At 59.8% G+C, this 14,660-nt stretch carries 14 protein-coding genes; 6 read left to right on the forward strand and 8 right to left on the reverse strand.

The genetic code is table 11. The features are described 5' to 3' along the window. Positions 1-19: 19 nt before the first annotated feature. Together AC0V6X_RS07210 and AC0V6X_RS07215 are read left to right on the forward strand one after the other, a co-directional pair. On the forward strand, positions 20-1,117 hold the full coding sequence (locus tag AC0V6X_RS07210; RefSeq protein WP_486183898.1) for a C45 family autoproteolytic acyltransferase/hydrolase: 1,098 nt from the start codon (positions 20-22) through the stop codon (positions 1,115-1,117). A 14-nt stretch (positions 1,118-1,131) separates the two neighbouring features. Then, complete coding sequence (locus AC0V6X_RS07215) at positions 1,132-1,323, forward strand: C1orf53 family protein (RefSeq protein ID WP_486183899.1); 192 nt, start codon at positions 1,132-1,134, stop codon at positions 1,321-1,323. Positions 1,324-1,373: 50 nt separating this feature from the next. On the opposite strand, the gene AC0V6X_RS07220 is transcribed toward AC0V6X_RS07215, so the two are convergent. Further along, positions 1,374-2,711, reverse strand: coding sequence for a S41 family peptidase (locus AC0V6X_RS07220; protein WP_486185534.1), 1,338 nt, complete (start codon positions 2,709-2,711; stop codon positions 1,374-1,376). Continuing rightward, a complete protein-coding gene (locus AC0V6X_RS07225) occupies positions 2,672-3,883 on the reverse strand; it encodes a saccharopine dehydrogenase family protein (protein WP_486183900.1) in 1,212 nt (403 codons plus the stop codon). Before AC0V6X_RS07225 ends, AC0V6X_RS07220 begins: the two co-directional genes overlap by 40 nt. A gap of 62 nt (positions 3,884-3,945) precedes the next feature. Between AC0V6X_RS07225 and AC0V6X_RS07230 the strand changes: the two genes are divergently transcribed. The 3 genes from AC0V6X_RS07230 to AC0V6X_RS07240 all read left to right on the forward strand — a co-directional run bounded on the left by AC0V6X_RS07230 (position 3,946) and on the right by AC0V6X_RS07240 (position 5,901). After that, on the forward strand, positions 3,946-4,911 hold the full coding sequence (locus AC0V6X_RS07230) for a threonine ammonia-lyase (RefSeq protein WP_486183901.1): 966 nt from the start codon (positions 3,946-3,948) through the stop codon (positions 4,909-4,911). 89 nt (positions 4,912-5,000) lie between these two features. Then, positions 5,001-5,453 carry an MAPEG family protein gene (locus AC0V6X_RS07235; protein WP_486183902.1) on the forward strand — a complete coding sequence of 151 codons (453 nt, stop codon included), beginning with the start codon at positions 5,001-5,003 and terminating at the stop codon, positions 5,451-5,453. Positions 5,454-5,469: 16 nt separating this feature from the next. Further along, complete coding sequence (locus tag AC0V6X_RS07240) at positions 5,470-5,901, forward strand: MAPEG family protein (protein ID WP_486183903.1); 432 nt, start codon at positions 5,470-5,472, stop codon at positions 5,899-5,901. Positions 5,902-5,922: 21 nt separating this feature from the next. Here the strand turns inward: AC0V6X_RS07240 and trxB are convergent, their stop codons facing one another. After that, complete coding sequence (trxB, locus tag AC0V6X_RS07245) at positions 5,923-6,897, reverse strand: thioredoxin-disulfide reductase (protein ID WP_486183904.1); 975 nt, start codon at positions 6,895-6,897, stop codon at positions 5,923-5,925. A 63-nt stretch (positions 6,898-6,960) separates the two neighbouring features. Then, positions 6,961-7,752: a tyrosine-protein phosphatase gene (locus tag AC0V6X_RS07250; RefSeq protein ID WP_486183905.1), complete on the reverse strand. Its 792-nt coding sequence runs from the start codon at positions 7,750-7,752 to the stop codon at positions 6,961-6,963. 170 nt (positions 7,753-7,922) lie between these two features. Between AC0V6X_RS07250 and AC0V6X_RS07255 the strand changes: the two genes are divergently transcribed. Further along, on the forward strand, positions 7,923-8,381 hold the full coding sequence (locus AC0V6X_RS07255) for a response regulator (RefSeq protein WP_486183906.1): 459 nt from the start codon (positions 7,923-7,925) through the stop codon (positions 8,379-8,381). Between the two features lie 16 nt (positions 8,382-8,397). Here the strand turns inward: AC0V6X_RS07255 and AC0V6X_RS07260 are convergent, their stop codons facing one another. The 4 genes from AC0V6X_RS07260 to AC0V6X_RS07275 form a co-directional block, all read right to left on the reverse strand. Beyond that, complete coding sequence (locus tag AC0V6X_RS07260; protein WP_486183907.1) at positions 8,398-9,714, reverse strand: alpha,alpha-trehalose-phosphate synthase (UDP-forming); 1,317 nt, start codon at positions 9,712-9,714, stop codon at positions 8,398-8,400. A gap of 71 nt (positions 9,715-9,785) precedes the next feature. Continuing rightward, the gene (locus AC0V6X_RS07265; protein WP_486183908.1) at positions 9,786-11,597 is read right to left on the reverse strand and encodes a glycoside hydrolase family 15 protein; all 1,812 of its coding nucleotides are present in this window, start codon (positions 11,595-11,597) and stop codon (positions 9,786-9,788) included. Between the two features lie 5 nt (positions 11,598-11,602). Continuing rightward, positions 11,603-12,301 (reverse strand): trehalose-phosphatase, encoded by a 699-nt coding sequence (gene otsB / locus AC0V6X_RS07270; protein WP_486183909.1) that lies wholly within the window; start codon positions 12,299-12,301, stop codon positions 11,603-11,605. A gap of 122 nt (positions 12,302-12,423) precedes the next feature. Then, positions 12,424-14,622 (reverse strand): DUF11 domain-containing protein, encoded by a 2,199-nt coding sequence (locus AC0V6X_RS07275; protein WP_486183910.1) that lies wholly within the window; start codon positions 14,620-14,622, stop codon positions 12,424-12,426. Positions 14,623-14,660 lie beyond the last annotated feature (38 nt).

Here is a 14,660-nt window from a genome sequence, read left to right on the forward strand (position 1 = left end):
CTCAACAGGAAAACACATCATGGCACTGCAATTGCCTCAGCTTACCGTCAGAGGCACCCGGCACGAAATGGGCCAGCAATATGGCGCGCACTTTCGCGAGCTGATCGGCGCATTCGTCGAGAACCGCGTCTCGGCAGTGACGACCTATCTCGCCAATGCGGGCCATGCGGGTACGGACGAATTGTCCAAGGCCGGTGCGGCTTGCCTTGAAGTGGTCAAAGGCTTCGACCCCGCTGGCTATGAAGAGCATTTCGGCATTGCCGAGGGCGCGGGGATCGACCCCGTGCGGCTCTTCACCACCGCCAATATGACCGATGTGCGCGATGTCATCATCCTGCCCGGCGATCCGGTTGTGACCGAGGATGAAGGCTGCACCGCGGCTCTGATCCCTGCCGAGAAAAGCGCGACCGGCACCGCTCTGCAAGGCCAGACTTGGGACCTGAACGGGCCAGACGTGCAATATGTGGTCGCGATCCACTCACTGCCTGATGATGGTCCCGAGACATGGAGCGTCACTTGCGCAGGCTGTCAGACGCTGATGGGCATGAACGAGCATGGCGTGAGCGTCGGCACCACCAATCTTAAGACCTACGGCGCGAAGGTGGGCGTCCCCTACCTCTCGCTGCTCCACGCGGCCCTGCGCCAGCGGACTTTGGCCGAAGCGAGCAAGCTGCTTGAGACGACGCAGGTTGCGGGCAGTCACTCCTATTGGGCGGGCGATGAAACCCACGCTGTGGAGTGGGAACGCACGCCGGACAGCGCGCACATGCGCTCGACCATGGACGGACCGGTGGTGCGGACCAATCACTGCCTTGTCGATAGCAACTCAGCGCTCGAAACCGACCTCTCGCCCAGCACGTTTGAGCGGTTCGCGCGGATCAAAGCTCTGGTCGAGGCCGAGGACGCGCACACTTTGGAGAGCTTCAAAAGCCACTTTGCGAACCGCGATGACGGCCGCCTCTCGATCAACCGCTACCTCGAGGATGACAGCGGTGCGACCACCAACGCGGTCGTGGCAATGGACGGAGCCACCCGCACCTTCCTCGCCTGCCGCGGCCAGGCCGATCAAGGCGAGTGGGTTCAACTCGAATTCGAACGCGCAAGCGTCACGGCCTGAGACACTCTCAACCGATGTCCGAACCCGACTACGACGCCCTCCACGAAGCCGCCTGCGCGCGCGGGGAGCAGACCTATCCCGACCCGGCCACCGGCTATGTCGTTTTCACGAAGCTGTTCCATCTGGAACGCGGCAAATGCTGCGGCTCGAAGTGCCGCCACTGCCCGTTCGAGCATGTGAACGTGCCTGAGGGGCGAAAAGGCTAAGTAGAGGTCGACATGAGGAAGAGCGCAGGGGTGACCTGCTTGCGTCTGATCTATTCCGTTCTTGCCAATATTTCCAAGACCGCTGCAATTCCGGGGTCTGTGCCATCGGGCGCGGTATCGATAGGGCTTGTCGGGATTTTCGCGGTGTAGTCTTCCCGCGCAGTTCCATCCACATGGAATAAAGCCTCCCCACCAAAATCAACGCGAGCGCCGCTTGTCGGCAAGGTGCGGTTCCACAATCCACCCAGCAGGTCGCCCATGTTTGACCCGATCGTGGTTGCATCGGTGGCTGCATCCATACCGATGACGATCCCTTCCCCCATGCTGCCGGTCCATCGACCATGCAGCACAAACACCGGCCCGCCAAAATAGGGAGCACGCGGATAGACATATTCAACGAACTGCCGAGGGACCGAAAATTCGCGCTCAATCGCGGGAATTCGGTGCATTTGGTAAGGGCGCACTTCGGAAACAAAATGACCGATAATTGACCGGGCAACCTCAGTGTTCCCGCCGCTTGGTGTTTCGCGCATGTCGAGGATAATGGCTCGCGCGCCCTGCGCGTTGGCCATCGCATCATCAAAGGCCTTGATTGTGCTGTTATTCCCTAGCGAGTTAAGCAGACGTAAGACCGCGACATCATTGTTTTCGCCGACAAATTCGACAGATACAGGAGCCCTCTCCGAGAGCGAGCGGGCATATGTCAGCGTTGCCATGAGCTCTATAGACCGCACAGCGCCATCCGCGCTCCGCACTTCAACCAGCCTGTCTGATCCCCGCTTGCCATTGGCAGCTAGGGTCAAGCCATAATCGAGCTGAGCAGGATTGGGGTTGGGCAGCACTGGGCCGAAGGGTAATCGCGCCGCTTCCAACGGGCTCACGCCATCGATAGTGATCACCTCATCGCCGGGCCTGATACCAGCGTCAAAAGCAGGCGATACACGGCGAACATCGCGCACGATCGCTCGGGTACCATCAAAGCCCAAATCCATATCAGCCGCGCTCATTATGATCGCGTAGTCATCATCCGTGAACGGGCCGACGATCAGATGAGGATCCATGAATGTCAGCGCGGTTTGATGGATGATAAGGCGGAATGCGTCGGCATCTTCTGCCGCCACAGCTAGCGCCTCAGACCGTTCCAATTGCGCTTCCACATCGATGTCATCCCGGTCGATATAGGCATAGGCCCGACGCAAAAGCTGCTCGAACTCATCCCACGAGGATTGTGCATCAAAGCCCGGTGCCTCTTCAGCGGCTTCAACAGGATTTTCCTGACCCAGCGCCACTTGTGGAGCGGAAAGGAACGAAACGGCGCCTAAGGCCGTCAGGGAAAGTATGCGCCCCATCAAAACGCCACCGGCCCGTCCAGCTCTTTCACCTGCCATGGCAGGCCGTGGCGTCCAAGCATTTCCATGAACGGATCGGGGTCCATCTCTTCCATGTTGAAGACGCCGTCTCCGCTCCATTTGCCTGTCACCATCATCGCCGCGCCGATCATCGCAGGCACGCCGGTTGTGTAGCTCACTGCTTGGTTGCCGGTCTCTTCATAGGCTGCTTCGTGGGAGCAGATGTTGTTGATGTAGAAGGTCTTCTCGCCTGATCCGTCCAGAGCCTCTCCGGTTGCGATCACGCCGATATTGGTGTTGCCCTTGGTGGTTTCGCCCAGCGTTTCCGGCTTCGGCAGCACGGCGGCGAGGAATTGCAGGGGGATGATCTCCTTGCCCTGATACTTCACGGGATCGATCCGCGTCATGCCGACATTCTGCAGCACGGTGAGGTGCTTGATGTATTCATCGCCAAAGGTCATCCAGAAGCGCGCGCGCTCGATCTCCGGGTTGAACTTGGTGAGGCTCTCAAGCTCCTCGTGATACATCATGTAGGCGTTTTTGACGCCGACGCTCTCGAAGTCGAACTCGGTCTTGGTGGACATGGCGGGGGTCTCGACGAACTCGCCGTTTTCCCAATGCCGCGCAGGAGCTGTCACTTCGCGGATGTTGATCTCAGGGTTGAAGTTGGTCGCAAAAGCCTGGCCGTGATCGCCGCCATTGCAGTCGAGGATGTCGAGCTGGCGGATGGTCTTCAGCTTGTGCTTCTTCAGCCACATGGTGAAAACAGAGGTGACGCCGGGGTCAAAGCCCGAGCCGAGCAGCGCCATCAGCCCAGCTTCGGCAAAGCGGTCGTGATAGGCCCACTGCCACTTATACTCGAACTTCGCTTCATCCTTGGGTTCGTAATTGGCGGTGTCGAGGTAGGAGACGCCCGCCTCCAGACAGGCATCCATGATCGGCAGGTCCTGATAAGGCAGCGCGAGGTTCACGACGAGATCTGCCCCGATCTGCCGGATCAGGTTCACCATGGCGGGAACTTCCTCCGCGTCGATCTCGTAAGTGGCGATGTCGGCCCCGGCGCGCTCTTTGACGCTCGCCGCGATAGAATCGCACTTTGACTTGGTGCGGCTGGCAAGGTGGATTTCGGGGAAAATCTCGGCGTTGAAAGCCATCTTGTGGACACAGACCGAGCTGACCCCGCCTGCACCGATCACCAGAACTTTGGACATAAATGGGCCTTTCCAGATTCGTATATTGCGCGCTCACTAGAGGAATGCGCTAAGGGGGACAAATGATCCGAGAACCTTCGCATAAAGGCGTGCGCGCCGCAGCAGAAAGCATCGCTGCGATCCTACCCCCTACCCCGCTTCTGCCCGTGGAGATTGGCGGGGTGAAAGCCCATGTGAAGGCAGAGAACCTGCAACCTATCGGCGCGTTCAAGATCAGGGGCGGCTGGTGGCGTCTGTCTTCTCTTTCGGAGGCGGAGCGCACTGGCGGCGTCGTCGCGGTCTCCTCCGGCAATCACGCGCAAGGAGTGGCTTGGGCTGCGAGGAAGCTCGGGATCAAGGCCACCATCGTCATGCCCCGCAACGCGCCGGAGGTGAAGCTTGCGAACACGCGGGCGTTGGGCGCGGAAGTGGTGCTCTATGATAGACCGGGAGAGGACCGCGATGCCGTCGCTGCCAAGCTGATCGCGGAGAATGGCGGGACGCTGGTCCATGCCTTTGGCGACCCGTGGGTGATCGAAGGGCAAGGCTCATCCGGGATCGAAGCTGAACAACAGCTGGGACACACACCCTCCCGCTTCATCGCTTGCTGCGGCGGAGGGGGACTTGCGGCAGGCCTATCCCTCGCCTGCCCCGATGCGGCCGTGCATGTGGTCGAGCCGGAAGGGTGGGACATGGTCGGACAAGCGCTTGCTGCTGGCGCAATCGTTGAGGCCGCACCTGATGCGCCCGAGACGATCTGCGACGCGCTCCAGCCCACAGCTACCAAACAGCTCAACCTCGACATCCTGAAAGGGCGCGCCGAACCGGGCGTCACCGTGACCGATGATGAAGTGCGGACCGCGCAACGCTGGGCCTATGCGAATTTGCGGATGGTGATCGAGCCGGGCGGCGCGGCGGCTTTGGCAGCGGCGCTTAGCGGTAAGGTGCCGGTGGATGAAGGCACCGTGATCCTGCTCACCGGAGGTAATGCCGATCCGGCTGCCTATGCTGAAACGATTGGCGAGCGGGCCATCGAAAACGGCGCCTAGCGGGCTTCTCTACAGCCTCCAAACCGGTTGCATTTGACAATCGACCGACGCTCTCGCAGGAAAACCGCCACAAGAGAGGGGATCACCTGATGCAAGCTCAAATGCTCGCGCCTGCTGCCGTGTTGGTGGTGTGGACGCTTATCGTCCTGTTCTGGATTATCCCGCCGCGCTTTGGCAGCCTGGCAAAGGTCAAAGACAAGTCGAACCTTGGCAAGCTGGGCGTGCGAGGAAGCGATCTTGAAGGGGTCATTCCGGACAAGGCCAACTGGCCAGCGCACAATCACACCCATTTGCACGAACAACCGACGCTGTTTTACGCGGTCGTGATCATGCTGGCGATAGTGGGCGGCACCGGTCTCGATGTGTTGCTGGCATGGATCTATGTCGGCCTGAGGGTCATCCACTCGCTGTGGCAGATCCTCATCAACAAGCTCCCCGTTCGCATCACGCTGTTCTTGGCAAGCACAATTGTGCTGGTCATTCTGGCGGTGCGGGCAGTGCTGGCGACCGTGTTCGCCGACCCATCGCTCGCCCCGGCATAAAGAAGAGGCTCAAACCATGATTGGTATGGAAATCCTGCAACCGACCATCGCGCTGATGATCTGGACGATGATCATCTGGGCGTGGATGTACGCAACCCGTATCCCGGCGATGCAGAAAGCGCAGATGGACGCAAAGGGGCTGGTGGGCACAACCGGTGCCTCTTTACGCGCGCAGTTGCCTGAGAAAGTCAGCTGGAAGGCGGACAATTACAACCACCTGCACGAAGCGCCGACCCTGTTTTATGCGGTCGCGATCATCCTTGCGATCTTGGGTGCGGGCGATGGCCCCAATGCGTTCCTCGCATGGATATATGTCGGCCTGCGCATCGCGCACAGCCTAGTCCAAGTGACCGCCAACCGGGTGATGGTGCGGTTCGTATTGTTCGCGCTGTCGAGCGTTGTGCTGATCGTGTTGATCGCGCGGGCTGCTCTACTGGTATTTGCCTGAGAGTTTGTAGGCGGCTGAGGTCTACTCAGCCGCTTCCACTTCCGCCTCTACCGCGTCTTCCTGCGCAGCAAGGAAGCGCTCTCCGTCGAGCGCCGCCATGCAGCCCATACCGGCAGCGGTGACCGCCTGACGATAGACATGGTCGGTCACGTCGCCAGCGGCGAACACACCGGGAAGCGCGGTCTTGGGCGTGCCGGGTTCGACGTCGAGATAGCCACTTTCGTCCATGGCAAGCTTGCCCTTGAACAGCTCGGTCGCAGGCGCGTGGCCGATGGCGACGAAGGCCCCGTCCACTTCTAGAGTGGAGGTCTCTCCGGTCTGCGTGTCTTTGAGGACGAGGTGCGACAAAGTGCCGTTTCCACCCGCTTCAAAACTCTCAACCGTCTTGTTCCACTGGACGTTGATCTTGGGGTTCTTGAACAGTCGCTCAGCAAGGATCTTCTCGCTGCGCAATTCATCGCGGCGGTGGATCAGGGTCACGTCGTCGGAATGGTTGGTGAGGTAGAGCGCCTCTTCAACCGCGGTGTTGCCGCCGCCGATAACCGCGACCTTCTTGCCGCGGTAGAAGAAGCCGTCGCAGGTCGCGCAGGCAGAAACGCCCTTGCCGCCCAGCGCTTCCTCACCCGGAACGCCCAGCCATTTGGCCTGTGCGCCGGTGCAGATCACCACCGTCTCACCGATATATTCATCGCCGCTATCGCCAATGGCTTTGTAGGGAGGGCCGCTTTCCAGATCGACCGAGACAATCGTGTCCCACATCATGCGCGTGCCGACATGCTCAGCCTGCGCCTTCATCTCTTCCATCAGCCACGGCCCCTGCACCACTTCGCGGTAGCCGGGATAATTCTCGACATCGGTGGTGATGGTCAGCTGGCCGCCGGGTTGCAGGCCTTGAACCACGATCGGCTCCAGCATGGCGCGCGCGGCATAGATAGCGGCGGAGTAGCCGGCGGGGCCGGAGCCGATGATGAGCATCTTGGTGTGGTGGGTAGCCATAGTGTTGTCTCTTTAAGGTTCACTCTTCGTTGCGCACCGATATGGGGAGCGAAGGCGCGCTTGTCACGCCAGCAAGCGGTCTCGCAGGCGAGCTTTCCTTGTCTCATCCACACCTAATCTTTGCGCGAGGAAGGCATCGACCGATCCGTAGTCGCGCGTAACTTGCGCAAAGTAGGTTTCGAGGTATTCGGGATGGACGCCCATCAGGTTGCGGATCGCCTCAGGTTCGATGACGTCGTAATGCGCTTCCATGCGCGGGAGCGACTGGCGTTCGAGGATGTGCTGCGTGGGCGCATCATTGGTGCGCAGGAACTCTGTGATCACGTCATCCTTATGCGCGCCGAGGATGTGGAGCAGCAGGCTGGCCGCAACGCCCGTGCGATCCTTGCCTGCAAAGCAGTGGATCAGGCTGCCGCCATCGCGGGTTTCCAACGCCTCAAAATAGCGCGAGAACATGTCGATCATCGCGGGGTTGACTGGCATGCGAGTGTAGACGGCGATCATGCGGTTGAACGCCTTCTCGGCCGTCATATCCTCCTTGTCCCAGCCCCCTTCGTGAGGAGGTGAGCTGGTGGTCTCGCCATCATAGGCGATGACGTCAGCTGCAAAATCGGAGTGGCGGCGACAGGGAAAGCTGGTCCGCTCACTCTCCCCGCGAAAGTCGATGATGGTGCGGATATTGAGGGTCTGGATAAGGTCCAGATCCTCTTCGCTCGCCTCCATATGCTGGCCAGAACGATACAGCAGACCCGTCTTCACCCGCGCTCCATCGGCGGCGGAATATCCGCCATAGTCACGCAGGTTGTGAATACCCTCAGTAGGGAGGAACGGATCGGTGTCGCTGGCTCGAATCATGGGTGCATTCAGTGGCAGTGCGAGAGGGCGGGAGCAACCACAGAACGCGCATCGCAGCGCTCCCCTGCGCAAAACCCCTTAGGTGGTGGTGCGAGGGCGCTTACCAAGACGCATTTGGTAGAATGCGCGCTAAACCCTGCTCTCCTGATCAACTGCACGAGTGCAATTCCATGGCGCGTATTCTGATTGCCGATGACGATGATTTGATCGCCGAGCTGGCGTCGCAATCCCTGATTGATGCAGGCCATGCTTGCGGCTGGGTCACAAGCGGAGAGGCATGCTGGGATCTGCTGCAAACGCGCAGGCCCGACCTGTTGCTGCTCGATCAGGATATGCCAGGGATGACCGGCATCACCCTGCTGCGCAAACTGCGCCAATCGCCGACCTTTTATGATCTGCCGGTGGTCATGTTCACAGCAATGAACGGTGCGCAGGATGAGGCCAATGCGATCTATGCGGGCGCGAATGAGTATATCCGCAAACCCTTCGATCCCCGCCGTATGATGAGCGTCGTGCAAAAGGTCCTCGCCCAGCGCGAAGATCACCCCCAGCACACCGACTTGCAGACCTATCTTGCGAAAAGCTCAGGCTGGCATGTTGACGAGCATAAGCCGCGCCGCATGGTCTAAACGGGCAGTCGAGCCCTTATTCAGCGGCAAGGTCGCTGCAAAAGCTCTTCGTCCAATTATGGACATCCTCATCGCGCACAGTCGCCAGCATCGCTTGATAGCGGCTCTTGCGCTCTTCAAGCGGCATGTCGAGCGCCTTCTCAATTGCCATCGCAAGCAAGTCAGGGCTGTGCGGATTGACCAGCAACGCCCCTTCCCCGTCCGCGCCCAATTGCTGCGCGGCCCCGGCAAAGTCTGACAGGATCAGTACGCCGGGATCCTCTGGGTCTTGGGCGGCGACATACTCCTTCGCGACAAGGTTCATGCCGTCGCGCAAAGGCGTCACCAGACCAATCTTGGCCGCGCGGAAGAAGCCGTAGAGCTCTGCATGGCTATAGCCGCGGTTCACATAGCGGATGGGAACAATGTCCACCTCGCTTCTCGCGCCGTTGATCTGGCCGGTTTTCTGCTCAAGCAATTCGCGGATTTGCTGGTAGCTCTCCACATCCTCGCGGCTGGGCGGAGCGATCTGGATGAAGACGAGGTCGCGGGTGCGTTCGGGCGACTGGTCAAAAAAGCGCCCGATCCCGTCGATCCGTTCTGGCAGACCCTTGGAATAGTCGAGCCGGTCCACCCCAATCATCCCCGTGCGCCCCCGGATCGAGGCGAGAGAGCGTTCTTCCGCCGCCTTCGCCTCGTCACTTTCGCCCAGCGTCTGGAAGTGCTTCCAGTCAATCCCGATCGGATAAGCGCGGGCAATCGTGGTGCGGCCTTCATGAGTAATCTGGCCGGTGTCGTGATCGACTTTGGCCCCCAGCTCATTCTCACAATAATGGACAAAGCTGGAGAGCCACTCTGCGGTCTGGAACCCGATCAGGTCATAGGACAGCATGGTCCTCACCAGCCGCTCATGGAACGGCAGCGACGTCAGCAGCCGCGTCGGTGGCCATGGCGTGTGGAGGAAGAAGCCGATGCGGTTCTTTACCCCTCGACTGCGCAACCGCTCGCCCAAGGGGATGAGGTGATAATCATGCACCCAGATCAGGTCTTCACCCTCAACCAGCGGCATGACGCTTGTCGCAAAGCGGTCATTGACCCGCTCGTAACTCTCGCCCGTCTTGTTTTCGAAGCGCGCCAAGTCGATGCGGTAATGGAACAGAGGCCACAGGGTCGAGTTCGCATAGCCGTTGTAATATTCGTCGAGCTCGCGGGTGGACAAGTCGATGGTCGCTGTGGTCACGCCATCATTGCGCTGCAAGTCCATATTGCCGGAACGGTCGTCGCTCTCCTGCCCCGACCAGCCGAACCACACGCCGCCCCGGTCCTTCAACGCTGCATTGAGGGCGCCCGCCAATCCGCCTTGCGCACCGGCAACGCCGCGCGCTTTGGGCACGGCGACCCGGTTCGAGATGACGACGAGACGGCTTATCGCACTTCACTCCACGGTTTGGACAAAAGGCCAGCGCAGTTGATGACCCCCACCAGCGAATAGGTCTGCGGGAAATTGCCCCACAACTCGCCAGTCTCATAATCGAGGTCTTCGCTCAGCAAGCCCGACTTGGTCATATGGCTTAGCATGGTTTGGAACAGAGTGCGCGCTTCGTCGTCGCGGCCCGCCAGATGCAAGGCTTCGATCAACCAGAAGGTGCACACGTTAAAGGCGGTCTCCGGAGCGCCAAAATCGTCCTCGGCGGCATAGCGCAGCATGTGGTCGCCGCGCCTCAGATGCTTCTCGACCGCTGCGAAGGTCTGTTGGAAGCGTTCGTTATCGGGTGAGAGGAAGCGCAGTTCGACCATTTGCAGGAGGCTCGCGTCGAGATAGTCGCTTTCGTAGCTCGCGCCGTAGTGACCGCCTTCCCCGTTTTCCTTCCAGGCATTGTCCTCAATAGCCTGCGCGATGGTGTCGGCCCGCTCACGCCAGACTTTCGCACGGGTCTCCTTCCCGATGTGGGCGGCGACATTGGCAAGACGGTCGCAGGCAGCCCAGCTCATCACGGCGGAGTAAGTGTGGACCTCTTGCCGGGTGCGGAACTCCCACAGCCCTGCATCGGGCTGGTCATGCATCGCCCAAGCCATCTTGCCAACTTGTTCGAGGTTCTCGAAATCATGCTCGGTCGCAGGACGAAGGAGCCGCGTGTCGAAGAAGCCTTGCGCGCTCGGCAGCACAATCTGGCCATAGCAGTCGTGCTGGATCTGCTTGTAAGCCGCATTGCCGCGCCGCACCGGCCCCATCCCGCGATATCCGGCAAGGTAACTGGCGGTGGTTTCATCCAGCTCACTTTCGCCCATCACCGAATAGAGCGGCTGAATCTGCCCTCCCCGCGCACCGTCAACGATGTTGCGCAGATAGCCGAGGTATTTCTCCATCACATCCAGCGCGCCAAGACGGTTCAGCGCCTGCACCGTGTAATAGGAGTCCCTGATCCAGCAGTAACGATAGTCCCAATTGCGCTCCGAATGCGCAGCTTCGGGGATCGAAGTGGTAAGCGCAGCCACAATCGCGCCAGTCTCTTCATGCTGGCACAGTTTCAGAGTGATGGCGCAGCGGATGACCTCCTCCTGCCACTCCAGCGGCACAGCCAGCATCCGCACCCAATTCTGCCAATATTTGCGCGTCGATTGCTCCATGGAACGAAGTTGTTCGCGCAAGTTTCCGACAAAGGGCTCATCCGGGCCAAGGAAGAAATGCGTGTCACTCTCGACCCGGAAGGTGCGTCCTTCCTGAATGTAGCCGACCGGTGCATCGGTGGAAAGGCGCAAGGCTGTCGCGCCCGTAAGAAAGCGGATGTGGTTGGTCCCGTGGGTCGTATCGGCGACGCCTGCGCCATAATTCTTGGTCGGGTTGAGCACCACTTTGATGCGCGGCGTGCCGCTGATCGGGCGCACAATGCGAACATAGGCAACCGGGCGATACATCCGGCCAGAACGCTCAAACCGGGGGCAGAAATCGAGGATTTCAATCGCGCTGCCGTCCTTGGCCTCCAGTGTCGTCAGCAGATGCGGCGTGTTGCGGATGTAGCGTTGATGCGCCTTGGTCTGCCCTTCCAGCTCAAACCGCCAAATACCCGCATCGCGCTGATCACCGTTGAGCAAAGCGGAGAACACCGGATCGCCGTCAACACGCGGGACACAGCCCCAGACGAGCGCTCCGGTATCGTCGATCAGGCCAGAGACCTGACAATTGCCAATCGGCCAGAGTTCGAGGTTTGGGCCATTTGAACTAGGTGCGTGTGCCAAGGGTCCTAAAGCTCCAGCCAGGTGTGAACCGATGTGACATCGGGGAGGATGAATTGCGCAGCGCTGATGCGCGGATCGCCGACCAGTATGCCCGCCCCGCCTGCCGCATTGCAGGCCGTGAAACCGGCCTCGTCGGTAATGTCATCGCCGATGAAGACCGGACGCGCACCTGCAAAAGGAGGCGTCGCCATAAAAGCCTCCACCGCGCTGCCTTTGCTGGCGTCGGGTGCGACCAGTTCGACCACGCACTTGCCGGTCTGGACCTCCCAGCCGTGCTCAATTGCAAGGGTCCTAGCGAAGGCCATCGCCTTCGGGCCATCGTCGGGCGACTTGCGGAAGTGCAGCGCCCCGCCATGCGGCTTGTGCTCGTAATCGAGCGCTTCCAGCTCAGCGTATTCGCGCAATGCCTGCTCAATCGAGGAAGGAAGCACCTGTGGGCCATCGCCCAATGCCTCTCCCCCAGCGCTGCGGATGTCCGACCCATGCGAGCCGGCAGCTGCGATAGCGAGCGGGCCGATATGCCCCTCAATATCGCTGATCGCACGGCCACTCACGATGGCGCAGGCCCCGCCAAGGCGGCTCGAAAGCGCCTCCAGCCGCTGCGCCAGATCAGTCCTAGGCACGATCGCATCGGGACCCGAGGCAAGCTCAACCAGCGTTCCATCAAAATCGAGAAACAGCGCAACCGGTCCCTCAGCCAGCATCGCGGCGAGTTCTTGGCGGTTGGTCTGTCGGCGGCCCCTGATGCATCTTCACCATGCATAGAGGCTGCAATCAGGCGGTCAACTCATTGTGCTGCACTGCAACACGAACTTCGCAGTGATACTTAGCGGATCTCGAACCGCACGGTCAGCGTAAAATTGCCGCCCGCTTCCAGCGCACCGCTAGGCGTGACGCGGAAATCAGTGATGTTGCCATCACAGCCATCGCCTTCATCTGCGGGCTGATAGTTGAAGTTCAGACCATTGCTGCTTGAAAACTCAAGATCATCGGTCCCCACTTGCAAGTCGCCCGCAACACTGCCCGCTCCGCCATAGGAATAGGTCAGGCCAGAATTGTTCCCCGGATCAGAGAAGATCACCGGACCACCGCTGCGTGCCATGAGGCACATCTTCACGTCGGCGGGCGCATCATCCCAAACCTCCACCGTGCCCGGATCGGTCGCGCCAAGGCCGGTGTTGGTAACCGTTATGAGGTACTCGACGGTCGCGCCGGGGATGGCTTTGGGGCTGCTCGTCCCGTTTACCGGATCGGAGATGATCGTGCTGACCTTGCTGACTGAGATATTGGGTTCTGCTGGTGTGCAGAAGCTGAAGTCGTGGATCGCAATGCTTTGGTTTGACGGATTGGAAGGTGCCCCAGGTCCGTTGCCATACTCGATGACGATCGTGTCAATCGGATCGAGGAAAGTGAATACGCCCGTACCATTGGCGGTTGTGTCCCCCGCACCCGTGCTGCCAATGAGCGAAGGCCCATCGATTGTGTTGGCCGAACCCGCCGTCAGAATTGCGTTAACGCGCACACCGTCCAACTCGCCAAATACGGTGACTCGATCCTGGAATGTGCCCGAACGGTCGATGTCGAAGACAGAGAATTGCGCACCGGTAAACACGCGCGGCAGAGTAACGGTGGTGACGGCCTGCTGACTTGTGTTCGAGTTGTTCTGGTTGAAGGCAAGACCCAGTTCTGCTGGAGACAATCCACCCGAAATCGCGGAAGTCAGCAGCGGGATATCCCCACCAAACCGAGCGACGAAGTTGGCATTGCTCACGATGGAGAAGTTGATGTCGCCAAAGGTGCTGAGTGGATAGGTGTTGTTGAGGCTTCCTGCAGTCCAGCTGACAACATCCCAGTCAAAAACAGTCTCTCCCACCGGGCAAGGCAAAACCGGTGGCGTGCTGCCTGTCGGCGTGTTCGCGACGGTAAAGCTGTTGCTCGCAAAGTCATCCTCGCTTTGGACCGCATTGTTGGGTGTCGAGTCCGGATCAGGTGCGGAGCTTGAAGTGATCTCAGCGCTGTTGGTTATGACCGTGCCCGCACTCGCCGTTATCTCGCCAGCGATGTCGATTGATGCGCTTGCTCCGGGTGCCAGCGAACCAACAGTCCAATCGCCCGTTGCAGAGGCAAAGCTGCCCGTGCCGGTTGCGCTGTCGAACACAAAACCAGCCGGCAAAGTGTCGCGCACGACAATGCTGTTCGCCGTCACCTGAGACGCCGAATTGTTGGTCACAGTCAGACGCCACGTGGCAAAGTTGCCGGTCGAAGGGGCAGATCCCAGCAATTGCTTGTCCAGCGACAGATCCGCGCTGGGCAGGTCAAAGCTCAGGTCCGAGATTCCCATGAACTGGTCTCCCGGATCACCAGTCCCCGAATAGCTGAAATACACGATCTGGATGCGCTGAACTTCTTGCGTGCCAAAGTCGAACTGGATGTTGGCGTCGGTCGACGCAGTGGCCGATGGCGATGTTCCCGTCCAACCATTCAGCACAGCATCATTGGTGCGAGCGACAGTGTTGATCGTTGTCCAGAATGCGGTGTTGTCGGCCGCATTCGTGAATGCGCCGCTTGTGTCATCGTCGTAGTAAACCTCCACTGCATCGCGGAAGTTACCGGTATCGACATCGCTGAGCGCGACTTCAAAGCTTGTAACCGCGCGGCTCAGAGTGATGGTAATTATCACTCGATCACCAGGATCGAACGATGCGTTATTGAAGCCACTAAAAAGTGGTGACGGCGATGCACCAATCGTTCCGCTGAAAAAGCTTACAAAGGTTGGCGCGAAGGCTGGATTGAATGCGCCCGATCCCGAGGTTTGCGTCGTGAACTCAACCGTTGCCGTAGTGCCATCAGACGCTGTGACAGTCGTGGGTGAAGGCAAAGAACCTTGGCTCGCCGCCCCAGCGTTGGCCCAATCGACCGTCGCGGTTTGCGCGCGCGCCGTTTGCGGCATTGCCAGCAACACAACGGCTGCAAACAAGGCGAAAAGGGACAGGCTGCGGAAAGCCAGTAGAGCGCGACTGGTCATGCCATTCCCATAAGGCGACATGGTAAACAGCGCGTTTA

Source organism: Erythrobacter sp. S267, assembly GCF_057365045.1.

Bases quoted from the DNA above. Each gene is read 5' to 3' on its own strand.
- AC0V6X_RS07210 (WP_486183898.1), top strand. From the start codon at position 20: ATGGCACTGCAATTGCCTCAGCTTACCGTCAGAGGCACCCGGCACGAA.
- AC0V6X_RS07225 (WP_486183900.1), bottom strand. From the start codon at position 3,883: ATGTCCAAAGTTCTGGTGATCGGTGCAGGCGGGGTCAGCTCGGTCTGT.
- AC0V6X_RS07275 (WP_486183910.1), bottom strand. From the start codon at position 14,622: ATGACCAGTCGCGCTCTACTGGCTTTCCGCAGCCTGTCCCTTTTCGCC.
- AC0V6X_RS07220 (WP_486185534.1), bottom strand. From the start codon at position 2,711: ATGGCAGGTGAAAGAGCTGGACGGGCCGGTGGCGTTTTGATGGGGCGC.
- otsB (WP_486183909.1), bottom strand. From the start codon at position 12,301: ATGCTGGCTGAGGGACCGGTTGCGCTGTTTCTCGATTTTGATGGAACG.
- trxB (WP_486183904.1), bottom strand. From the start codon at position 6,897: ATGGCTACCCACCACACCAAGATGCTCATCATCGGCTCCGGCCCCGCC.
- AC0V6X_RS07235 (WP_486183902.1), top strand. From the start codon at position 5,001: ATGCAAGCTCAAATGCTCGCGCCTGCTGCCGTGTTGGTGGTGTGGACG.
- AC0V6X_RS07255 (WP_486183906.1), top strand. From the start codon at position 7,923: ATGGCGCGTATTCTGATTGCCGATGACGATGATTTGATCGCCGAGCTG.
- AC0V6X_RS07250 (WP_486183905.1), bottom strand. From the start codon at position 7,752: ATGATTCGAGCCAGCGACACCGATCCGTTCCTCCCTACTGAGGGTATT.
- AC0V6X_RS07230 (WP_486183901.1), top strand. From the start codon at position 3,946: ATGATCCGAGAACCTTCGCATAAAGGCGTGCGCGCCGCAGCAGAAAGC.
- AC0V6X_RS07240 (WP_486183903.1), top strand. From the start codon at position 5,470: ATGATTGGTATGGAAATCCTGCAACCGACCATCGCGCTGATGATCTGG.
- AC0V6X_RS07215 (WP_486183899.1), top strand. From the start codon at position 1,132: ATGTCCGAACCCGACTACGACGCCCTCCACGAAGCCGCCTGCGCGCGC.